The 22,765-nt window shown below is 62.3% G+C and carries 19 protein-coding genes; 10 read left to right on the forward strand and 9 right to left on the reverse strand.

Annotated elements, in window-relative coordinates:
• Positions 1-8: 8 nt before the first annotated feature.
• Positions 9-1,355, reverse strand: a complete 1,347-nt coding sequence (locus tag KHO31_RS08815) for an ABC transporter ATP-binding protein (protein WP_201074940.1) — start codon at positions 1,353-1,355, stop codon at positions 9-11.
• Positions 1,356-1,374: 19 nt separating this feature from the next.
• Entirely contained in the window at positions 1,375-3,126 is a 1,752-nt protein-coding gene (locus tag KHO31_RS08820) for an ABC transporter permease (protein ID WP_201074938.1), read from the reverse strand.
• A gap of 735 nt (positions 3,127-3,861) precedes the next feature.
• Between KHO31_RS08820 and KHO31_RS08825 the strand changes: the two genes are divergently transcribed.
• Positions 3,862-5,553, forward strand: a complete 1,692-nt coding sequence (locus KHO31_RS08825) for a sensor domain-containing diguanylate cyclase (RefSeq protein WP_201074937.1) — start codon at positions 3,862-3,864, stop codon at positions 5,551-5,553.
• Between the two features lie 177 nt (positions 5,554-5,730).
• Positions 5,731-5,997: a double-stranded DNA-specific endonuclease gene (locus tag KHO31_RS08830; protein WP_201074934.1), complete on the forward strand. Its 267-nt coding sequence runs from the start codon at positions 5,731-5,733 to the stop codon at positions 5,995-5,997.
• Between the two features lie 140 nt (positions 5,998-6,137).
• Here the strand turns inward: KHO31_RS08830 and KHO31_RS08835 are convergent, their stop codons facing one another.
• Positions 6,138-7,454 (reverse strand): ATP-binding protein, encoded by a 1,317-nt coding sequence (locus KHO31_RS08835; protein WP_201074932.1) that lies wholly within the window; start codon positions 7,452-7,454, stop codon positions 6,138-6,140.
• Positions 7,438-8,163, reverse strand: coding sequence for a response regulator (locus KHO31_RS08840; RefSeq protein WP_054035058.1), 726 nt, complete (start codon positions 8,161-8,163; stop codon positions 7,438-7,440). Before KHO31_RS08840 ends, KHO31_RS08835 begins: the two co-directional genes overlap by 17 nt.
• Positions 8,164-8,383: 220 nt before the next feature.
• On the opposite strand from KHO31_RS08840, the gene KHO31_RS08845 reads away from it, so the two are divergent.
• Complete coding sequence (locus KHO31_RS08845; protein ID WP_201074930.1) at positions 8,384-8,911, forward strand: periplasmic heavy metal sensor; 528 nt, start codon at positions 8,384-8,386, stop codon at positions 8,909-8,911.
• A gap of 193 nt (positions 8,912-9,104) precedes the next feature.
• Here KHO31_RS08845 and KHO31_RS08850 read toward each other — a convergent pair whose 3' ends face one another.
• A complete protein-coding gene (locus tag KHO31_RS08850; protein ID WP_201074928.1) occupies positions 9,105-9,815 on the reverse strand; it encodes a pirin family protein in 711 nt (236 codons plus the stop codon).
• 590 nt (positions 9,816-10,405) lie between these two features.
• Here KHO31_RS08850 and KHO31_RS08855 point away from each other — a divergent pair.
• From KHO31_RS08855 to KHO31_RS08875, 5 genes are all read left to right on the forward strand, one after another.
• The gene (locus KHO31_RS08855; protein WP_211623068.1) at positions 10,406-11,182 is read left to right on the forward strand and encodes an ABC transporter substrate-binding protein; all 777 of its coding nucleotides are present in this window, start codon (positions 10,406-10,408) and stop codon (positions 11,180-11,182) included.
• Between the two features lie 351 nt (positions 11,183-11,533).
• Positions 11,534-12,223: an ABC transporter permease gene (locus tag KHO31_RS08860; RefSeq protein ID WP_201074924.1), complete on the forward strand. Its 690-nt coding sequence runs from the start codon at positions 11,534-11,536 to the stop codon at positions 12,221-12,223.
• Positions 12,220-12,933: an ABC transporter permease gene (locus KHO31_RS08865; RefSeq protein ID WP_211623069.1), complete on the forward strand. Its 714-nt coding sequence runs from the start codon at positions 12,220-12,222 to the stop codon at positions 12,931-12,933. Before KHO31_RS08860 ends, KHO31_RS08865 begins: the two co-directional genes overlap by 4 nt.
• A gap of 49 nt (positions 12,934-12,982) precedes the next feature.
• Positions 12,983-13,762 (forward strand): ABC transporter ATP-binding protein, encoded by a 780-nt coding sequence (locus KHO31_RS08870; RefSeq protein WP_201074920.1) that lies wholly within the window; start codon positions 12,983-12,985, stop codon positions 13,760-13,762.
• Between the two features lie 591 nt (positions 13,763-14,353).
• Positions 14,354-15,508, forward strand: coding sequence for a porin (locus tag KHO31_RS08875; protein ID WP_201074919.1), 1,155 nt, complete (start codon positions 14,354-14,356; stop codon positions 15,506-15,508).
• Positions 15,509-15,784: 276 nt separating this feature from the next.
• Here KHO31_RS08875 and glnK read toward each other — a convergent pair whose 3' ends face one another.
• Both glnK and KHO31_RS08885 read right to left on the reverse strand, forming a co-directional pair.
• Positions 15,785-16,123, reverse strand: a complete 339-nt coding sequence (glnK, locus tag KHO31_RS08880; protein ID WP_006048444.1) for a P-II family nitrogen regulator — start codon at positions 16,121-16,123, stop codon at positions 15,785-15,787.
• Between the two features lie 156 nt (positions 16,124-16,279).
• On the reverse strand, positions 16,280-17,980 hold the full coding sequence (locus KHO31_RS08885; RefSeq protein ID WP_201074917.1) for an NAD+ synthase: 1,701 nt from the start codon (positions 17,978-17,980) through the stop codon (positions 16,280-16,282).
• A 132-nt stretch (positions 17,981-18,112) separates the two neighbouring features.
• On the opposite strand from KHO31_RS08885, the gene KHO31_RS08890 reads away from it, so the two are divergent.
• Entirely contained in the window at positions 18,113-19,282 is a 1,170-nt protein-coding gene (locus KHO31_RS08890) for a GNAT family N-acetyltransferase (RefSeq protein ID WP_201074915.1), read from the forward strand.
• Between the two features lie 9 nt (positions 19,283-19,291).
• Positions 19,292-19,621 carry a GIY-YIG nuclease family protein gene (locus KHO31_RS08895; RefSeq protein ID WP_211623071.1) on the forward strand — a complete coding sequence of 110 codons (330 nt, stop codon included), beginning with the start codon at positions 19,292-19,294 and terminating at the stop codon, positions 19,619-19,621.
• Positions 19,622-19,632: 11 nt separating this feature from the next.
• On the opposite strand, the gene KHO31_RS08900 is transcribed toward KHO31_RS08895, so the two are convergent.
• Both KHO31_RS08900 and ppa read right to left on the reverse strand, forming a co-directional pair.
• Positions 19,633-21,738 carry an FUSC family protein gene (locus KHO31_RS08900; RefSeq protein WP_201074911.1) on the reverse strand — a complete coding sequence of 702 codons (2,106 nt, stop codon included), beginning with the start codon at positions 21,736-21,738 and terminating at the stop codon, positions 19,633-19,635.
• Positions 21,739-22,034: 296 nt separating this feature from the next.
• A complete protein-coding gene (ppa, locus tag KHO31_RS08905; protein ID WP_201074909.1) occupies positions 22,035-22,562 on the reverse strand; it encodes an inorganic diphosphatase in 528 nt (175 codons plus the stop codon).
• Positions 22,563-22,765 lie beyond the last annotated feature (203 nt).

Below are 22,765 nucleotides of genomic sequence, written 5' to 3' on the forward strand. Positions count from 1 at the left end.
GACCGGGTTTAAGACTCCACGTCTTCCAGACTGAAAATTTCCGTCTGGTCGTTGTACGAGAAAATCTCGCCATAACGGCCCCAGTTGATCACCGCGTCGAGCGTCTCTTCCGCGGCGCTGTCCGACAGAAAATCCTCCAGCTCCTGCTCGAAGCGCACACGCGGCGCACGATGCCCCGGCCGTTCGTTCAACACTTTCTTGATCCGCGCGGCGAGCGGCACGTGGCGCAGCAGGTGCTCGGCGAACATCATCTTGCGCTCCTGGGTGCCGAATTCCGAAAACACGCGTGCCGGCGGCGTCAGGAAAATATCGCCTTCGCGTATGTCGGCGAAACCCAGATGCTGCAGCACTTCGGCGACCGGGAACAGATCGTCCACCTCCAGATGCAGCGAGCGGGCGATTTCCGGCATGTCCGCGCGGCCGTGGTACGGCGCGGCGGCCAGCGTTTCGATCAGACCGGCCATCAGGTTGGTCGACACATGCGGCAGCCAGCTGTGGAGCTCGAGGCCCTTCTTGGTCGCTTCATCGGTTTGCCGCGCGGTCATCTTCGCGTAGATGTCGTCGACCAGCCGGCGGAATGCCGGGTCAAGACGGTTACGCGGATGCTTGAACGGCACCTTGATTTCGGCGATCACACGGCCCGGATTCGACGACAACACCAGAATCCGGTCGCACATGAACACCGCTTCCTCGATGTTGTGCGTGACGATCAGCACGGCCTTGATCGGCATGCGGCCTTGCGTCCACAGATCGAGCAGGTCGGTACGCAGCGTTTCGGCGGTCAGCACGTCGAGCGCGGAGAACGGCTCGTCCATCAGAAGCAGCGTGGGGTCGACCACCAGCGCGCGTGCAAAGCCGACGCGCTGGCGCATGCCGCCCGACAACTCACGCGGGTAAGCGTTTTCGAAACCGTCGAGACCGATCAGGTCGATCGCGGCGAGCGCGCGCGTGCGGCGCTCGCTCGCGCCGACACCCTGCGCTTCGAGACCCGCTTCCACGTTTTGCAGCACGGTCAGCCACGGGAACAGCGCGAAGGTCTGGAACACCATCGCCACGCCCTTGGCCGGGCCGTCGAGCGGCTTGCCCATATACGTGACTTCGCCGGCGGTCGGCTCGATCAGACCGGCGATGATGCGCAACAGCGTCGACTTGCCCGAGCCCGAACGGCCGAGCAAACCGACAATCTCGCCTTCGCGCAACGACAGATTCGCGTCGTCGAGGACGAGCAGCTCGCCCTGCGACTTGTTGAACCCACGGCACACGTCCTTGACGCGCAGAATCTCCTCACCGAGGCGCGGCGGCATCGGCGGGGTCTGGAGCGGCGCAGCGGTCATAGCAGCTTTAGGATTTTGCATCGCGTTTAGCCTTTATTTCTCAATCGAGCCGGAGCTTCGCTTCGGCGTAGGCGTACATCGGACGCCACAGCAGGCGGTTGAACAGGGTCACAAAGAGGGACATCACGGCGATGCCCACGATGATCTTCGGATAGTCGCCCGCGGCGGTGGTCTGTGCGATATAGGCGCCGAGGCCATGCGCGGCAACCTTGGTGTCGCCCCACTGGACGAATTCCGCGACGATACTTGCGTTCCACGCGCCGCCCGAGGCAGTGATGGCACCCGTCACGTAGTACGGAAAAATGCCCGGCAACATGGCCTGACGCCACCATTGCCAGCCGCGGATATGAAAGTTCTTGGCCGCTTCCCGGTAATCGTTCGGATACGAACTCGCCCCGGCAATCACGTTGAACAGGATATACCACTGGGTTCCGAGCACGATCAGCGGCGACAACCAGATATCCGGGTTCAGATGAAAGCGCACGATGACGATCACGAACACCGGAAACAGCAGGTTCGCCGGGAACGCGGCGAGGAACTGCGCGAGCGGTTGGATTTTCTCCGACAGCGCAGGCCGCAGGCCAATCAGCACGCCAATCGGCACCCAGATTACCGAAGCGATTGCGATCAACAACACCACGCGCAACAGCGTAATGAGCCCGAGTACGAACACGTGGCCAACCTCGTCGAGCGAGACGCCGGTACGGACATAGGTGAACACGCGGTACACCACATAAACCGTGGTGATCAGCACCAGCACGGCCCAGACGATGTCGCCGATGCGCGACGACTTTTCGCGCTGCGGAATCTGGAAACGCGGAGCGGAAAACGCCGGCAACTGGAAACGCACGCGCGCGGCCTTGGCGAACATCCAGCCGAGCGGCACCAGCAGACGGTGAATCAGATGGGTGCGGCGAATCAGGTCGAGCAGCCAGGATTCAGGCGCATTGCCCGAGCTGGTGGTTTCCATGCGGAATTTGTCGGCCCACGCGACCAGCGGGCGGAACAGCAATTGGTCGTAGGCAAGAATCACGACCGTCATGGCGAGGATCACCCAGCCGATCGCGTGAAGGTTCTTGTCCGAGATTGCCTGCGCCAGAAACGCGCCGATACCCGGCAGCGTGATGGTGTTGTTGCCGACCGTGATGGCTTCCGACGCGACCACGAAGAACCAGCCGCCGGACATGGACATCATCATGTTCCAGATGAGACCCGGCATCGAGAACGGCACTTCCAGCTTCCAGAAACGTTGCCATGAAGTCAAATGAAAGCCGCGCGAGACTTCGTCCAGGTCGCGCGGCACGGTGCGCAGCGACTGGTAGAAGCTGAACGTCATGTTCCAGGCCTGGCTGGTGAAGATCGCGAAGATCGCCGCCAGCTCGGCGCCGAGCACGCGGCCCGGGAACAGCGCGAGGAAGAACGTGACCGTAAACGAAATGTAGCCGAGCACCGGCACCGACTGCAGGATGTCGAGAATCGGCACGAGCACCATGCCGGCGCGGCGGCTCTTGGCAGCCAGCGTGCCGTACACGAGCGTGAAGATCAGCGAGGCGACCATCGCCGCCAGCATGCGCAGCGTGGTGCGCATGGCGTACTCGGGCAAATTCGACGGGTCGAGCGAAATCGCCTGAGTCTTGAGCGTCGACATCGGCGCCAGCGTCTCGTGAAAGCCGATCGCAGCCATCGCAATGATGCAGATAATCAGCGGAAAGGCGACGAAGTCCCAGCGATTGGGCAACACTCGCCATGCCGACGCGTTGGCGGTGCGCTGCAGGTTGAAGCTGAAATCCATCAGACGCTCTCCCTATTCATATAAGCATTCAAACGCACGAAAGGGGCCGCAGCTTCGGCACGGCAGTCTGAAGATCGGTCCAGAAAACGGAAATCAGGCATGGCAAAACGCGTGTGCGCGGTAAATCGTTAGCGTTGGAGACACGTAGACCGGTGACGGACGTGTCCTTGGGCAAGCTGCCCAGGACCGGTACCGCGAAGCCGGGCTCCTCTGTCGCCGCGGGCGCCGCCCGAGGGCTGGCGAGCTTTCCTTGTTTTGGACGGCACGACACTACACCATCCTATGTTTCAGGCACAACCTTTCACGCCAAATAGCAGCAAATCGCAGCGTACGCCGCGGCAACGGCCTTTGGCCCGCGGCGAGCGTCGACCAGACCCGGTGCAGCTGGCCGTCTAATGCCGTGCGCCAGCCACTTTCCAAACCATCGCGATTGTGGCCGGAATCACATTTCCCGCCCCCTGGAAAACCCGCGCAGCTATTCAGAAAGCTGATGCGCTGCCGTTAAAGACCTGATGGGCGAAGCGAACGCACTGCACCTTCCCGCAATAACGGTGGCGTCAGGCCCCATGACGGTTAAAATCAGGAGACGACACGCCTCCTTACGGTCACGCCGGGCCACAGCATGGCCCACACCGTGTGGCGTATCGCCGGCCGCTTTCACAGAGGCGAAACAGCGCCAGCGCGCTTCCACGAATGAGCTAGTTGCATGTCACAGCCAGACGGATCAGAGGGTCGATGAACAGGACAACCTTGCGCCAGGCAACCGGGCCGATCAGCTTCGCGCTGATCGTGCTCGTTTGCTGGTTCGTGGCCGGCATGGTCGCGGACCGGATGGTACAGCAAGAGCTGGACGCGGCCTTGCGCACGCAGCGCCAGATGTCCACGTCGATCGTCGACAACATGGCGGAAGTGATCGCCAGCGACCTCGCGATGTCTCGGGCCATCCCCGCAACCATGGCCGAAATGGACGTGGTCCAGCACGCGCTGGTGCAATCCCAGAATTATGCCGCGAACGGGGAGGCGACGGAACCCGCTCTGCGCGCCACGTTGTTAAAAGACCCGCAGATGACCGCCGTAAGCAACTTCCTGCACGACGCGCAAGGCTTCTCCGGGCTCGACCAGATCTGGCTCGTCAACGCCAACGGCACCTGCGTTGCATCGAGCAACTCCGTCAATAACCCGCTCGCCGCGGAACGCTCCTTCGTCGGCGTCGACATGCGCACGCGCACCTACCTGACGAATGCGCTTCTTGGGGCGTTTTCGGAAGCCTATGGCGTCGGCCGATCGAGCGGCGAGCCGGGCATCTTCATCGCAGCGCCGGTGTACGCCGACGGCCTGCTGGTCGGGGCAGTCGTGGCCAAGGTGGGCATCGGGCGGCTGCGCCATTGGGTCGCGCACGCCGGCACCTTCGTCGCCGATGACCACGGCGTCATCATCATGGCGCACGACAGCCAACTCGAAGGCCACGCGCTGCCGAACTCGCACGTCACGCAGATGAGCGCTAACGAGCGCATGACTATCTATCGCCGCGAGATCCTCCCCGACATACAGATTCAGGTCGACGCGCAGGTGCGTGAGCAGGCGCCCTGGGTGCCCGCAACCGTCGCCGGCCAGCTGTTTGGCATGAGCGAGCAGCCGGCGCCATCGCTGTATCAGGCACGCAGCGGCTTGAACTCGGGACTGTCGGCGCATCTGGTCGATCCGCTCGCGGCGTGGCCCGAACTGCTGCGCAATCACAAGCGCGATCATCTGCTGGTGTTTCTGACGCTGGCCGGCACGGCCGCGCTCGCGTGGGTCATCACGGTGTCGTACGTGCGCGAGCGGCGCCACCATCGCGCCACGCGCGATCTTGCCGAACAATTGCAATCGGCCAACACCTTGCTTTCGGCCGAGGCGCGCCACGATGCGCTGACCGGCGCGCTGTCGCGACGCTACTTCCTCGACCTGCTGCGCCACGAGATCGAACGCGCGCATGCGAGCAACGAGCCGCTATGCATGGCGATCGCCGACCTCGACCACTTCAAGCAGATCAACGATCGCTTCGGCCACGCTGCCGGCGACCGTGCGCTCGAACATTTCGTCGACACTTGCCGCGCCGAACTGCGCGGCGCCGACGCGATCGGCCGGCTGGGCGGCGAAGAGTTCGGCTTGCTGCTGCCGGCCACGGATCTGGCGGGGGGCCGCGAAGTCGTCGAACGCTTGCGCCTGCGCCTGAAGGCGATTCCTTCGCCGAAGTTGCCGGCCTCGGTGGGCCTGAGCGTGAGCATCGGCATCACCGAACTCTCGTCCGACGACCTGCCCGAACGGATCATGAGCCGCGCCGACACGGCGCTTTACGCCGCGAAGACGGGCGGCCGCGACCGCACCGAAGCGCTTCCACCGGACGACACCGCGCCGCCCGCGCGGACGGTAGCCAACGCCTGGTGATGCCCGGCAGCACGCCGGTCGCCACCGAAACTCAAGGCACGCCGCCGGTGCCGTTAGCGCCTCGATGCGTGCGGTAGCTGATGCAAAGCAAGTCGCCGCCTCGGGCGTCCCGTAACGAAGCAGGTATCATCAACCCTGACATTGAGGTTGCCGCTACCGCTCTAACGGGAGATTCGCATGAAGGGAAATTTGGTCATCGTCTGTCGCGATCAGGATGCTGACGCATTCGACCATCTGCTGGCCGAGTACGGCGCGTTCCAGACGCGCTTGTCGTCGACCACGTGGTATCTGAAACTGGATGTTGCGCCGGAACTGATTCAGGAAGAGATACTCGCGCGGCTCGGCAAGTACACCACGCACTACATCTTCGAAGCCGAAACGGTGACGTGGAATACAGTGGATAGTGACGCGGCGAATGCGTTGAACACGCTGTTTACAGATTAGCGCGACGGTTGCCGGACGCGCATTCCGGACGGCGCATCTAACATCGCCTTGCGGACGCCGCATTCCGAACATTGCGTTCGGACATCGCATGCGGCATGTATATAGCGGGGCAGGCGCCTGCCGCCGTTGCCCCGCTCAACCTACCAGGCGCTTTCCGAGACCGCCGTGACACGCGGCACCACTTCGAACGGAAAGCTCATCAAGACCCGCAAGCCACGCCCGCCGTGGTTGCCGATCTCCCACTCCCCGCCCGCACGCCGCACCAGACGCTCGACGATCGCGAGCCCCAACCCGCTGTGACCATTGCCACCGCGTGCCGGGTCGAGCCGAACGAACGGCCGGCTGGCATTGATCAGGTCCTGCGCGGCGATACCACTGCCGTTGTCGCTCACCGAAAGCGTGAAACCTTGCGCCGTGCGCGCTGTGGCCACAACGATCGGCGGCGCGCCATAGGCATGTGCGTTGTCCAACAGGTTCGACAGGATCCGGTCGAGCGTAGCCGCGGGCAGCAGGAAACCCGGCCCCGCGTTGAGCTCGGTCTGCACAGTGGGCGCACCCGCCGCCACCGCGCGATAGCTGCGCACCACGCGCTCGCACTGCGCGTCCACTTCGACCGCTTCGCTGCGATCGGCGCCGTCGTGTGCGAACATCAGAAACTGTTCGACGATATGCGTCATCGAATCGACGTCGCGCACGACGCCGTCACGCATCTTCACTTCTTCCATCATTTCGGCGCGCAGCCGCAAGCGTGCCAGCGGTGTTTTCAGGTCATGCGCGACGCCGGCCAGCATCACGGCCCGGTCGTTTTCAGTACGCGCCACTTCCTGAACCATCTGGTTGAAACCGTGCGTCAACTGCCGCAGTTCGCGCGGACCGCGCTCGGGCACCGGCGGCACCGGCAAGCCGCGGCCGAAGCGCGCCACCGCCTGGGCAAGCGAGCGCAACGGCTGCTGAAGCGCCCACGCGGCAAAGAGCGCCGCCATCACCGCGAACGAGAAAATAATCGCGAGCCACAGCACCGTGCGGTCGAGCGAACGCGGCGGGCGCAACGGCTGCACCGGCACCACGATCCAGCTGGCATCCGCGGTGCTGCGCACCCACAGCGTGGGCGGCCGGCCGGGCGGACCGACCCGCACCTGAGTGCCGGCCGGCATGCGATCACGCACGTCTTCGATAAAACGTTCGAGCGGCGCCGGCAAACCGGTGGCTTCGGGCGGCACGTCGGTGCTCGCCGGATCGACCAGCCTCACACGCGACGGCAAGGGCTGATCCGGCGTGCGGGCGACGTGCTGGCGCACCGCGTCGACGAGGAAGGTGGCTTCCTCGACTGCGTAGCGCGTTTGCAACTGGCTGCGCTCGAGCCGCATGAGCGCGTACCACGCGAAATGCGACAGCAGCAGCACCGCAATGACGAGCAGCGCTAACCGCCCGAACAGCGAATCAATGGGCCGGCGCATGCTGTTCGCCATCCGGCACGAACACGTAGCCGCGCCCGCGCACCGTTTGAATGAAGCGCGGCGTGGACGGGTCGGTTTCGAGAATGCGACGCAAACGCCACACCTGCACGTCGATGCCGCGGTCGGTGCCGTCGTATTCCGGGCCGTGCAGCAGTTCGAGCAGGCGCTCACGTGTGAGCGTGCGCATGGGGTGATTGACGAAAATCTTCAGAAGCGCGAATTCGCTGCCCGACAGCGTGAGCGGCTTGTCTTCGAGATGCAGCGTGCGCGACTGGAAATCCAGCGTGAAGCGGCCGAAGTTGAACGGCTCGCGCTGCTCTGGCGCCGCCGCCGACGGCAGTGTGCGGCGCCGCCGCAGCACCGCCTGCACGCGCGCCAACAGCTCGCGGGGATTGAACGGCTTGCCGAGATAGTCGTCCGCGCCGAGTTCCAGCCCGACAATCCGGTCGACGTCGTCAGCACGTGCGGTGAGCATGATCACAGGGATGTCGTCGCCCGACGCGCGCAGCTTACGCAGCGCGGTCAGCCCGTCTACGCCCGGCATCATCAGATCGAGCACGATCAGATCCGGACGCTCGCGCTCGAGCCTGCGCTCGAGCGTGCCCGCGTCGTGCAGCACCGAGACTTCGATGCCCTGACGGGCCAGATAGTCGCGCAGGAGATCGCGCAATTCGACGTCGTCGTCGACAACAAGTATTTGAGTAGCCATGGATTGAAGTTTAACGCGCAGCAGGAAGGGTTTTCGATTTCAGACGGCCCTCAAGGGTTACCGGGTGTTACGGTGAAAGGCGTACGTAATGACCCGTAATAGCCGCATCAAGCCACGTAACACAGCGCGAGGCGCAGTTCTCTACGCTGTGACTTACCGAATGCAGGCCGTCTTCCAGTACCGGTTGCATCGTCGGCTATTCCATTACAGGGAGTCTTACATGTCCACCAAAAAAATGTCGCGCGTTCTCGCCGTTGCCGCCACTGCCCTCGCCATCGGCGCAGGCGCTGCCTATGCCGCACAACCCGCCGGTCAAGGCGGCCCCGGCGGCTGGCATGGCCACTTCATGAAGGAACTGACGCAGCTGCATGACCAGCTGAAGCTGAACGCGGATCAGGAAAAGCAATGGCAGGCCGCGCTCGACACCATGAAGCAGAACCATGAGGCCATGCGCGCCAACCATGAACAGATCAAGGATCAGTTCAAGGCCGCGCAGCAGCAGCCGATCCTGGATCTGAACGCCATGGCATCGGCGCACCAGCAAGTCGAGCAGAAGGACGCGCAACTGCGTCAGCAAACCACGGACGCATGGCTCAAGTTCTATAACGGTTTGAACGACCAGCAGAAGACCACCGTCAGCACGGCGCTGAAGCAGCGTTTTGCGAAGATGGAAGCGCGTCACGAGAAGATGCGCGATCACTGGGAACATAAAAAGGGCGCAGCGTCGGCGCCGGCTGCCAATCAGTAAGCGGCACAACGAAGGCGGAAGGCGGCTTACGCTGCCGCCTTCCGGATGCAAAAACGCCACGGAAGATTTTCCGTGGCGTTTTTTTGCATGCAGCTCGCTGCTTCGAGCCAAGGTTTCGTTGCGCTCGCAACCATCAACCACCGGTCGATGAACGAACGGCCGGTGGTTGGCGCTTATCCGCGCTTACCCGCGCTTACCCATTGAGCGGACCGAGATCGAACAGCAGCACTTCGGCGTTCTCGCCCTTTTCGAGCGTCACCGTGTCGGTTTCGCTGAGCTTGGCAGCATCGCCAGCCTGAAGCGCTTCGCCGTTCACGGTCAGCGCGCCACGCGCCACGTGCACATACGCCAGCCGGCCTTTCGGCAGCGCGAACGTAGCCTGTTCCGCGCCATCGATCAGCGCAGCGTAGATCGAAGCATCCGCATGAATCGTGACGGAACCGTCCCGGCCGTCGGGCGAGGCGACCACGCGCAGACGCCCGCGCTTGTCGGCATCGTCGAAGCGTTTTTCCTCGTAGCCGGGCTGGTCGCCCGCGCGCTGCGGGATCACCCAGATCTGCAACAGGTGCGCCGGCTCGTCCTGCGATGCGTTGAACTCGCTGTGCTGCACCCCCGTGCCGGCGCTCATGCGCTGCACGTCACCGGGACGGATGGTCGAGCCATTGCCCATGCTGTCGCGGTGCGCGAGCGCGCCTTCGAGCACATACGTGACGATTTCCATGTCGCGATGGCCGTGTGTGCCAAAGCCCTGGCCGCCGGCGATGCGGTCTTCGTTGATCACCCGCAGCGGTCCAAAATGCACGTGTTGCGGGTCGCGGTAGTCAGCAAACGAGAAGCTGTGATACGAGTCGAGCCAGCCGTGATTGGCGTGGCCGCGTTCGTCGGAACGGCGAATCTCGATCATGAGGGTCTCCCGGTGGGTAAATAACGATGCACAGAATGTATGGGCGCAAAGCATGCTAAACAATCGGCAACGGCGCACCGGATCGTTTCATAAATCCGCGCAATCGTGCGCCGGCGGGGCGCGCGGCACGGCCAGACCGGCCACCGGCGGCCTTCCTCGCAAAACCGGCCGCTGGCCTGTCGATCATTAACGCGAATGAGCGCACGCAAGAACAACCCGCCCGCGACCCGACAACGTCGCGCATACACAACGCATGAGCCCGCCCATCGGCAGCCAGCGACGTCCTGCACTGGCGCCCTGCCCCTGTTCGGGTAAAATACCGCCCTTTTCAAGACGCGTAGGCGCTCAAGGCGCGCCGTCGGGCCCGGCCAGCCGGCCGCGACGGCACAGCCGCCTGCTTCGCCCCCTCGCCAATCCCGCTCGATCCGTCGAAAAGACAACGGCGGGACCAAAGCGGGATCGAAGCGGAAGCGAAGTGAAACCCATGCGCGGCGCGACAATTTTGACCGCCTAGAATAGCGACGGCCGGCCACGAGCCGGCGGTCGTCGAGATCGGCACACCACGACGATCAGTTTGATCCAGGAGAAACATGAAGAAGGCCGCACTGTGCGTGGCGCTTGCCGTCATAGCCACCGGCGCCATGGCGAAAGAGTGGAAAACCGTGCGTATCGGGGTAGACGCCAGCTACCCGCCGTTCGAATCGACGGCAGCCAGCGGCCAGGTCGTCGGCTTCGACGTCGATTTGACGAAAGCGCTGTGCGCGAAAATGAACGTCAAGTGCGTGTGGGTCGAGCAGGACCTGGACGGGATCATCCCGGCGCTGAAGGGCAAGAAGTTCGACGCGATCGTGTCGTCGCTGACCGTCACGGACAAGCGCCGCGAGCAGATCGACTTCTCCGACAAGCTGTTCGACGCACCGGCCCGCATGATCGCCAAAGCCGGCTCGCCCCTGCTGCCCACGGCTGAATCGCTGAAAGGCAAACGCGTCGGCGTCGAGCAAGGCTCGACTCAGGAGGCTTACGCCAAAGCGTACTGGGAGCCCAAAGGCGTGATCGTAGTGCCCTACCAGAATCAGGATCAGGTGTACGCCGACGTCGCTTCGGGGCGTCTCGACGCCGCATTGCAGGACGAACTGCAAGCCGATGCCGGGTTCCTGAAGACGCCGCGCGGCAAAGGCTTCGGCTGGGCCGGCCCGGAAGTGAAAGACTCAAAGACAATCGGTGAAGGCACGGCCATCGGCCTGCGCAAGGATGACGTCGAGCTGAAAGCGATGTTCAACCAGGCGTTGGCGCAAGTGCATCAGGACGGTACGTTCAAGAAGCTCGAAAAGCAGTACTTCGACCTCGATATTTATCCTGGTCGCTGAGCTGGGCACCTGCGCCGGTCACTGAGCCGTCAGCTGAGCGGGCCTCCAGCCCCGGCAGCCGGCCAGGTAAGCAGCAACACGCAGTACCCGCGAAACTCGGGGCTCGCCCGCATGGGCTTTCCCAAGGCTTCGTACTACAGTCGGCAATAGCTTCAAAAAACAGCTTCAACCCCGATTCAGAACGAGAGTCGAAAAGCGCGCTGCAAGACCGGCAACGGTCATGCAGTCATGATTTGCACAGCGGTGCGCTGTGCGCCGCGGGAATCGGCGAGCCCAGGCTCGCGGCAAACGCGGTGCAGAGCTGGCCGCGTCTTTCGCGGTGCGTCACCCACGCATCGTCAAGGACCCCATATGTTCCTTCAAGGCTACGGCCCGCTGCTTCTCAACGGCACCTGGCAAACCGTCAAACTGGCGGTGTTGTCGCTGGCGTTCGCTTTCGTGCTGGGCCTGCTCGGCGCGGCGGCGAAACTGTCGAAGAACCGCTTCTCCTATAGTGTCGGCACCGTCTACACGACGCTCGTGCGCGGTGTGCCCGACCTGGTACTGATGCTGTTGCTGTTCTACAGCATCCAGATATGGCTGAACAACCTGACCGACCTGCTCGGCTGGGACCAGATCGACATCGACCCGTTCGTGGCCGGTGTCGCGGTGCTTGGCTTCATCTACGGCGCGTACTTCACCGAAACCTTCCGCGGCGCGTTCCTCGCGGTGCCGCGCGGCCAGCTCGAAGCCGGCGCGGCTTACGGCATGACCGGCTGGCAGGTGTTCTCGCGGGTGATGTTCCCGCAGATGATGCGCTTCGCGCTGCCTGGCATTGGCAACAACTGGCAGGTCATGGTGAAAGCCACGGCGCTGGTGTCGATCATCGGTCTGGCGGACGTCGTCAAAGCCTCGCAGGATGCCGGCAAGGGCACGCTGCGGTTCTTCTTCTTCACCCTGCTCGCAGGGGCGATCTATCTCGTCATCACCACAGTGTCCAACTTCGTGCTGATGTACCTCGAAAAGCGTTACTCGACTGGCGTGCGAAAGGCGGATCTATGATCGAGATCATTCAGGAATACTGGCGCAACTATCTATATAGCGACGGCTACCGACTCACCGGCGTCGTGATCACGCTATGGCTGCTGGTCGTGTCGATCGGGCTCGGCTTCTGCCTGTCGATTCCCCTCGCGGTCGCGCGGGTGTCGAAGAAGAAGTGGCTCGCCAGCCTGGTGTGGCTGTATACGTATGTGTTCCGCGGCACGCCGCTCTACGTGCAACTGCTGCTGTGCTACACCGGCTTGTATAGCCTCGAAATCATCCGCAATAACGAACTGACCAACGCGTTCTTCCGCGACGGCATGCATTGCACGCTGCTCGCGTTCACGCTGAACACGTGCGCGTACACCACCGAGATTTTCGCGGGCGCGATCAAGGCTACGCCCTATGGCGAAATCGAAGCGGCGCGCGCGTATGGCATGTCGTCGTTCACGCTGTACCGGCGGGTTATTTTGCCGTCGGCACTGCGCCGCGCGTTGCCGTACTACAGCAATGAAGTGATCCTGATGCTGCACGCCACCACCGTGGCGTTCACGGCGACCGTGCCGGACATTCTCAAGATCGCGCGCGACGTGAACTCCGCGACGTATCAGTCGTTCAATGCGTTCGGCCTCGCCGCCCTGCTCTATCTGTGCATTTCTTTTGCGCTCGTGTGGCTGTTCCGCCGCGCCGAGCGCCGCTGGCTCGCTTACCTGCGGCCGCAAGGCAAGTAATAAAAAAAGGGCACCGCGCCCCAAGCAAGTAAGCCCGCCAAGGATTCTGATGAACACCAAGAAGCAAAAGCTCTTCGTCGACGAGCTTCACAAACAGTACGGCGATAACGAAGTCCTCAAGGGCGTGTCGCTGAAGGCCAACGCCGGTGACGTAATCAGCGTGATCGGCTCGTCCGGTTCGGGCAAGAGCACGATGCTTCGTTGCATCAACTTTCTCGAGCAGCCGAACGCCGGGCGCATCTTCGTCGACGGCGAAGAAGTCCGCACGCAACTCGCCAAGAACGGCGCCTTGCGCGTCTCCGATCCAAAGCAATTGCAGCGCGTGCGCACCAAGCTGTCGATGGTGTTTCAGCACTTCAACCTGTGGACGCACATGAACGTGCTCGAGAACATCATCGAGGCGCCGGTCAACGTACTAGGTCTGAAGCGCAAGGAAGCCGAAGAACGCGCACGTGAGTATCTGGAGAAAGTGGGCCTCGCGCCGCGTCTGGAAAAGCAGTACCCGTCGCATCTGTCGGGCGGCCAGCAGCAGCGCGTGGCAATCGCGCGCGCGTTGGCCATGCACCCGGACGTGATGCTGTTCGACGAACCGACTTCCGCGCTCGACCCCGAACTGGTCGGCGAAGTGCTCAAAGTCATGCAGACGCTCGCAGAAGAAGGCCGCACGATGATCGTCGTGACCCATGAAATGGCGTTCGCGCGCAACGTGTCGAATCACGTGATGTTCCTGCATCAAGGCCGCGTCGAGGAAGAAGGTCATCCGGACGAAGTCTTCAGGAACACAAAGAGCGAACGGCTCAAGCAGTTCCTGTCCGGCAGCCTCAAATGAAACCCTCGTACAGCCCGGTATTTGGGCTGTAGTCAAAGTAACATTACAAGGTTCTTACGAGCGCCTTTTTTACTTCGCTCACCTGTGCATTCCGGCCGTTCTGGCCTCGAAAACGGGCCCACTACTGGCCCGAACCACCCTCATTTCGCCCTACTCTGCCGCATTTGAAGCGTCAATAGTGGCAATCCTTGACGTGGCCTGTCCCAATCCGTGATTCCCTTACGGCGTAAGGGTTTCCCGCCATTTTGGGGACATCGCAACGATTCCTTGCACACATTCGTATTGCAATTTGGAGACACCGGCCCAAGCCGGTACTAATTTCTTCTCCCACCCAAGTGTATTTTTGATAAATTAGTAACCAAAGTAGCAAAACGAAGTTCATTAAAAGTAGTTTCACTTCAAAGCAACAGAGGAGAACCGGTCGGCGAGGGATCGGCATGGCGCGAAGAATAGCCCGCTGAGGCTATCCGTCACGGCAGGAGACCCAATCCACCCGCTAATCTCCCTGGTACCGATTTCTGTTCGGCGCGCTGCGTCCGAACACCATTCGCAGTACTGGGTTTCACTTTTTGACAGGGTATGGAGGAGAAGATGAAGAAAGCTTTGCTCGCCGCTGCGCTGATGACAGCCGGTGTAGTTGCGCACGCCCAAAGCAGCGTGACGCTGTACGGCCGCCTGGACGCTGGCCTGGAATACATGTCGGGCGTTCCGCAAGGCGTCGGTGCAAACGGCCAGGCAACTGGCAGCACGAACCGTTTCAAAGCAGAAAGCGGCGACTGGGGTACCAGCCTGTGGGGCATGAAGGGCGTTGAGGACATTGGTGGCGGCAACAAGGTCCTGTTCCAGTTGGAAGGCTCCTTCAATACCATGACGGGCGCAGGCCCTGGCGGCGGCGGTCTCTTCAATCGCTGGGCAACGGTCGGTTTGGCGAACGATCAATACGGTACGTTCACCATGGGCCGCATGCTCTTCATCTCGAACGGCGTGTGGGACTTCGACCCGTTCGGTCAATCGAACTGGTCGTCGGCATCGCTGGTGCGTGGCCGCAACTGGCCGCAATCGAGCAACAACTTCGCGTACCAGTCGCCGAAGATCGCAGGCTTTGACTTCTACGGCCAATACGCCCTGTCGAACGCAACGAACTGGAACGGTAACGGCACGACCGCTCAAGGTCGCGAAGCTGGCGCACAGGTCACCTACACGAACTCGCTGTTCCAGGTTCGCGGTCTGTACGACGAAATCCGCAACCCGGGTAACGGTATTCTGTACGGCCCGGCTGCTGCCACGCCGGCCAATGCGGCTAACATCTCCACCGGCGTGTTCGCGGCATCGCGCGAATACTCGGCTCTCGTGAACGTCTTCCTTGGCCAGTTCAAGGTTCAGGCCGCTTACCAGGCTATCCGCTCGGCAGGTGCAACGGGTGTTCTGCCGGGTCAGCCGACCACCCTCGATCACGAATGGGGCGGCGTGACGTGGCAAGCAACGCCGGCTGCAGCACTGATCGCAGCGGTGTACCACGTCAACGGCAACAATGGCGCGGGCAATGCGACGATCTACACGATTGGCGGTTCGTACAACCTGTCCAAGCGCACGCTGCTGGATATCCAGCTTGCTACGGCACGTAACAGCAAGAATGCTAACTTCGGCCTGAACGCAGACAATTCCGGCACGTCCACCGTAACGGACAACCCGCTGCCGGGTCACCAGCAATCGGGCGTGTACGCAGGTATTCAACACTCGTTCTAATCGAACGGGATCCCCCAAGGGGATGTCCTTCGGGGCGCCCCCCACGGGGACGTCCTTCGGGACGTAGTCGCAAGTTCTCCAAGAGAATCTTTTTCACGCTGCTGCGAGAGGCGCGTATCGGTGCGATGTCCGAAAGGGTATCGCACCGTTTTTTATTTGAGCGCACGGTTTTGCCACCGCCCCGCCGCACCGTTGCGGTGCGTGCAAGGCACCTGGGACGCGATAAGCAATACCGCCGCTTGAACCCTGTGCTTTAAATTTGCGAAGTCTGGCCGTTCAAACCGCCGCTTCGTTTTCCTCGCCCGTGCGAATCCGGATCACACGCTCCACGTCCGCGACGAAAATCTTGCCGTCGCCGATCTTGCCGGTCCGTGCCGCGCCGATGATTGCGTCGATCACCTGATCGCACTGGTTGTCTGCGACAACGACTTCGATCTTCACTTTCGGCAGAAAGTCGACCACATACTCTGCACCACGATAGAGCTCGGTGTGGCCTTTTTGCCGACCGAAGCCTTTAACTTCAGTCACGGTTAGACCTGTGAGGCCGACTTCAGCGAGCGCCTCGCGCACTTCGTCGAGTTTGAACGGTTTGATGACTGCAGTGATGCGCTTCATGGCGGACCTCGTCTCGTGATTGGAAGTTCGAAAGGGAAAACGGATGATTTTTATTCTACGCCGCGCCGGATGCATTGCGGCAAACTGCTGTCCGACGATCCGGCGCGCGCTACAGGTCTGCTATGGAGTAAGTCCGCAGCAACCGTTCGCGTCAGCTCACTCCACCGGCTCGGTGTAGCGCGACGTAATCGGATAACGCCAGTCGCGGCCGAACGCGCGATGCGTGACGCGAATACCGATCGGCGCCTGACGGCGTTTGTACTCGTTGATCTTGATGAGGCGCGTGACGCGTTTCACGTCTTCGACCGCGTAGCCCGCCGCGATGATTTCCGCGAGCGAGCGATCCTCTTCCATGTACATGCGCATGATCGCATCGAGCACTTCGTAAGGCGGCAAGCTGTCCTGATCGGTCTGGTTCTCGCGCAGTTCGGCCGACGGTGCACGCGTCAGAATGCGCTCGGGGATCACGTCCTGCTTGCCGAAGGTGGTGGCCTGATTGCGGTAATGGCACAGCTTGTAGACCAGGGTCTTGGCAATGTCCTTGATCACGGCAAAGCCGCCGGCCATGTCGCCGTATAACGTGCAGTAGCCCACCGCCATCTCGCTCTTGTTGCCGGTGGTCAGCACGATCGAGCCAAACTTGTTCGACAGGGCCATCAGCAACGTGCCGCGGATACGAGCCTGAATATTTTCTTCGGTGGCGTCTTCGGCGCGGCCTGCGAACTCTTCGGCAAGCGAACCGCGGAACGCGTCGAACATCGGCGCGATCGCGATTTCGTCGTAACGCACGCCGACGCGGCGCGCCATCTCGGCGGCGTCGGTGGTTGAAATGTCCGCGGTATAGCGCGACGGCATCATCACCGCGCGCACGCGATCCGCGCCCAGCGCATCGCACGCGACGGCCAGCACCAGCGCCGAATCCACACCGCCCGACAGGCCGATCAGCGCGCCCGGGAAACCGTTCTTGTTGATATAGTCGCGCACGCCCATCACAAGCGCTGCGTACACCTGCGCCTCGAGCGAGAGTTCCGGCGCGATCGCCGTGGGCACCGGTTTGCCACTGTCGAACTCGACAATCGCGTTGCCTTCCTCGAACTGCGCCATCTTGGCGACCAGTTCGCCCTTTTCATCGAGTACGAACGAGCCGCCGTCGAAAATCAGTTCGTCCTGCCCGCCGACCATGTTCACGTAGACCACGGCCAGGCCGGTCTCGCGAATCCGCGCACGCAGAATGTCAAAGCGCACCGCTTCCTTGTTCAGGTGATACGGCGAGCCGTTCGGAATCAGCAGCACCTGCGCGCCCGCCGCCTTCGCCATTTGCGCAGCCGATGCGTGCCACGCGTCCTCGCAAATCACCACGCCGTATTTCACACCGTCCAGTTCGAACACAAACGGCTGCGGGTCGGAAGCGAAATAGCGCTTCTCGTCGAACACCTCGGCATTGGGCAAATCCTGCTTGCGATAAGTACCGGCCACTTCCCCGTCCACGATCAGCGAAGCCGCGTTGAACGTATCGACCGGCGGGACGCCGCGCTCGATCGGCGCGTTTGCATTACCATGGCCGTTTGCCGCGCTGTGCGTCAAGTCACGCAGCGGATGGCCGACGATCACATGCAGGCCGGCGAAGGGTCTCAGTTGCGTGGCCAGGTCGGCGAGCGCTGCCGCGCTCGCTGCGTAGAACGCGGGACGCAGCAACAGATCTTCAGGCGGATAGCCGGATAGCGCGAGTTCAGGGGCGATCAGCAGCTTCGCACCATCGTTGTGCGCGGCGCGCGCGGCAGCGACAATCTTCGCGACATTGCCGGCGAAGTCGCCGACGGTGACATTGATTTGAGCAAGAGCGATTCGGGTCTTCATGGCAGGATCGACAGGCAAGCCAGGCGGCTTGCGAGTACCGTGGCTGGTTAGCTCGACGGCAACGGACAAATCGGATAAACGAACGACGCATCGCTACAAGCCTGCGTCGCTCATTGGGAACAGTCACACAGATTGAACCAGGAACGCTTTGATTATCGCACGGGCATTCTGGCGTCGCCCTCCGAGGTGGATGCCGCGGAATGGAATGCCCTCCTCGCGCAGCAAACGCAACCCACGCCGTTTCTGCGGCACGAGTTTTTGAGCGCGCTGCATGCGACCCGATGTGCGGTCGCCGATACCGGCTGGGCGCCGCAATTCGTCACGCTGACCGACCCGCGCACGGACAAGCTCGCGGCGGCCGCGCCCGTCTACCTGAAGGGCCACTCGTACGGCGAATATGTCTTCGATTGGGCGTGGGCCGATGCGTACAAACGCAACGGTCTGCCGTACTACCCGAAGCTGCTGTGCGCGGTGCCGTTCACACCGGTGCAAGGCAACCGCCTGTTATCGGCGGATACGCATGCGCTCAGGCATCTGGCGGCGACGCTGATGGCGTTCGCCGAGCAAGCCGACGTGTCGTCGCTGCACGTGCTGTTTCCGACCGAAACGGAAGGCGCTGCGTTGACCGACATGGGCATGATGCAGCGCGAAGGCGTGCAGTTCCACTGGTTGAACGACGGCTATCGCGACTTCGACGATTTCCTCTCCACGCTCGAACAGAAGAAACGCAAGAACATCCGCGCCGAGCGCCGCAAGGTGCAGGAAGCCGGCGTGACGATGCGCCGGATTCGCGGCGAAGATATCCAGGACGCCGACTGGCGATTCTTCAGCAAGTGCTATCGGCAGACCTACCGCGAACACTTTTCGAGTCCGTATCTGAACCTCGATTTCTTCCGGATGATCGGCGCCTCGATGCCGGAAAATCTGCTGCTGGTGATTGCCGAATACGAAGGCAAGCCAATCGCCAGCTCGCTCGTGGTTTACCAGCGCGACGCGAAAACCGGCGGCACCTTGTACGGCCGCTACTGGGGCGCGCTCGAACATGTGCCCTGCCTGCACTTTGAAACTGCGTACTACCAGCCGCTCGAATTCTGCATCGAGGAGAAGCTGGGTGCGTTCGAAGGCGGCGCGCAGGGCGAGCACAAGATGGCGCGTGGGTTCTTGCCGACCGTGACGCGTTCGGCACATTGGCTCGCGCATCCGGCCTTCGCCGATGCGGTCGGCCACTTCCTCGACAACGAAAAGAACAGCATCCACGCGTATGTGGACGAGCTGCGCGAACACAATCCGTTCAAAGGCTGAAGCGCACCCATGGCGTGGTTTCTGTATCTGCTCGAATGCTCGGACGGCAGCGTCTATACCGGCATTGCCACCGATGTGCAGGCGCGCTTCGACAAACACGTGAGCGGCGCGGGCGCACGCTATACGCGTTCGCGCAAGCCGGTGCGGGTGCTCGTGTCGTTTGAGTTGGCGGACCGTTCGAGTGCGTCGCGTGCGGAGTATTGGGTTAAGCGCTTGCCGCCTGCCGAAAAGCGGGTGCTGGCTGCGGGGTTGCGTACGCTCGAATCGGTGCTGCCGCTGCCCGAGCCCGAACCCGAACCCGAATCAGAATCCATTGCCGCAGACGAAACGGACATATAGATCCGCTCCCCCTATCCCCTCGCCTCGCGCATCCGCTCAGTCAGCAGCCGATGCATCAGCGCGATTTCCCCCACTGCGTCCGCCTCCAGTGATGAGAGCCGGTCTCGCGCAGGCAGATCGCGGCGTATCGGTCGCAACGTCCGATTCAACGCCGCCTCGATGTCGGCATTGGTGGAGGCAATCCACGCGCCGAGTTGATCGTCCATGCTGCGCCGGTTCGTACTCAAGCGCAGTTGGGTCGCGGTTCCCGCCATTTTTCGCAACACGCTCAGGACCGTCAGCGTCACCGTGTCGACCATCGAGTCCTCGAGCTTTTCGAGTCGAATCCGGCCGATTGCTTCCTCCGCATTATTGCTGCCCAATCCAGCGGCTCGACGCAAGCGCTCCATGTCCTTCTCGCTTCGTTCGGGTGACGCCAGTGCCGCTCTCAGATACCCGAGGTTAGCCCGCACCGCCTCGTTCAGATAGGCGCGGTAGTCGACCTTCTCCCGCGTCGGCCACAGATAGAACGTTGCCAGCAGCGCCAATACACAGCCGAGCACATTGTTGCCGAGCCGCGTCAGCGCGTAGGCGAATTCGCTGGCGCCCGGCGTCGCGAAGTCAGCAACGAGTACAAAGGTCGGCGTCAGGAACAGAACGAACAGGCTGTAACTGACGGGACGCAGCGCCATAGTGGCCACCACCAGTGGAAACACCGCCAATGAAATGCCGAGTGGCGAATGGATCGCATAGCCGATCGCGGCCGCCAGCACACCCCCGACGATGCTCCCGGCAGCGCGCTCGATACTCCGTGGCCAGGTCGCGGCGATGGACGGTTGCAGGATCAGCAGCGTCGCCATGGTTGCCCAGTAGCCGAAAGGAAGTCCGAGCGCCCGTATGACCAGAAAGCCCGCCGTCGTCGTGACGCCCACACGGGCTGCGTGGCGCAAGCCGACTGACTGAACCGAGAGGTTCGCCTTGAGGGTCGACCACATCCGCGTCAGCAGTCTGGCTGCACTGTCCGACCACCCAAGCGGCTGGGCATGCGCCGGCGCGAAATCAACCAGTTCGAAGTCGGACTTGAGTGTCACGGGTTCCATCAGCGCGGATTCGAGTCGTCTCGCGAGCCGCCGCAAACGAAGCTGCAAGCCAGCGAGACGGTTCCATTGCGCTTCGTTGGTGGCCGCGCCGATTCTTCGCAGAACTTCGCCCATCCCGGTCAGCAGTCGAGCCGCGCGTCTGACGCGACGTGCGTCTTCCGGGGCTTTTTCACAAGCCCCGGTGACGGCAATCAGATACGCAAAAAGCGCTTCACTTTCGGTCAGCAGGGCAAGGAGATTGTCGTAGGTTTCCCGGCCTGCCGTTCTCGAATCCGGCACGTTCGCCAGTGCCTTGCGCGAGCGCTCAAGCGTTGCCCGCGCATCGGCGCGAAATTTCGCGGCATGCGTGGCCCACTGTCCAGGCGCAGCGTGCTGCTCGAGCAGACGCGCGCTGTCGAATGCGATGTCAGCCAGACGCAGATACACCGCACGCAGCGAAGCGCGGCTCGTGCCGAACGGATGAATGCGCCAGACGGTCAGGCTCAGCACGACGGCAAACAGGCACCCAGCCAGATAGATGCCGAGAAACGCCGCGCCTTCCCGAAAGTCGCGCATGGGCCGGTCGACCATCACGACGCAGGCTGTAGCCGCGAGAATCGTCACCTGCGATGTCGCGGCACCCCAGATCCTGCCGAACGCGCCAAGCGTGGTGAATGCCAGAATGGCGAGCGCCGCGAACACCGTCCCCTCACCTGAAGCGAAGGCGGTCACGGCACCGCACACGGTCGACAGCAGCGCAAAGCCCATCATCGAGGCGAAGCGCGCGCGATTCGAGCCGGCCGCGTCTGCGAGACAGGTCCAGAAAGCGCCGATCGCGGCCCATGCGAAGGCCGGGTCGTGCAGCAGATTGCCGAGCACCAGCATGGCGGTGGACGCGCAAGCAGCTCTCAGCCCTTCCGACAGGTTGGCCTCGCTCGTCGAAAACGACACCATCCATACCGGCCGGCCGCGGTAAATCGCGGTGACGAGCGCATACAGGCTCGCGTACAGGCGGCTCGACCAGCGTGGCGACGAAGGGTTGGACTTGCGGTTCAACATCCGGACGGTGGGCTCACAAAAACGCGCGTTGGCGCTGCATCAGCGCATTAGTACGCCGACAGCAGGAAACCTGCTGCGGCCGCCGAATGATAAGGGTTAACGCTTAGATGTAAAAATGCATTCGGTTCATCCAGTCGATGCGCTGTGTCTATGCGCTGGAACCCCAGGCCAGACGGGCGCCGTCGGCACTACGCATTGAACAGGACGTGGGATCGGCGAAAACGCCATCCATGAAAAAACCGCGTGGCCCTTGCAGGCTCACGCGGTCTTTTTACCAACCAGCGGTGTAACGCAGCTTACTTCTTGTAGTTCGCCACGCCTTCGCTGATTTCCTTGTGCGCGGCTTCGATGCCCGCCCAGCCTTCGACCTTCACCCACTTGCCCTTCTCGAGCGCCTTGTATTGCTCGAAGAAGTGCTTGATCTGGTCCTTCAAGTACGCCGGTACGTCGTCGATCGACTTCAGATCAGCGGTCATCGGGCAGACCTTGTCGTGCGCGACGGCGACGAGCTTCGCATCGACGCCCGATTCATCGGTCATTTGCAGCATGCCGAGTGCGCGTGCGCGAACCACCGAGCCGGCCAGCAGCGGGAACGGCGTGAGCACCAGCACGTCGACCGGGTCGCCGTCGCCCGACAGCGTTTGCGGAATGTAGCCGTAGTTCGCCGGATAGCGCATGCCCGTGCCGATGAAACGGTCGACGTGGAGCAGGCCCGTTTCCTTGTCAGCTTCGTACTTCACCGGATCACTTTGCGCCGGGATTTCGATGATGACGTTGAAATCTTGCGGAAGGTCTTTGCCTGCGGGGACGTTATTGAAGCTCATGAGCGCTCTCTGATCAGATGGAATTCGGAACACGGCGTGCGACATGCGGCGCGTGAGCTCGAGCGGCGTGAATCGTGAAACTCGCCAGGACGAGGCGCTGCAGCCGGACAGTGCGGATTACGCCATTATAGCCAATCGGCCGATGGCACCTCTCGTTGGATCGGCGCGATAATCGTCTGGCGTCGCTCGATTGTGCCTCTCGT

This window comes from Paraburkholderia domus, assembly GCF_905220705.1.
GTDB lineage: Bacteria > Pseudomonadota > Gammaproteobacteria > Burkholderiales > Burkholderiaceae > Paraburkholderia > Paraburkholderia domus.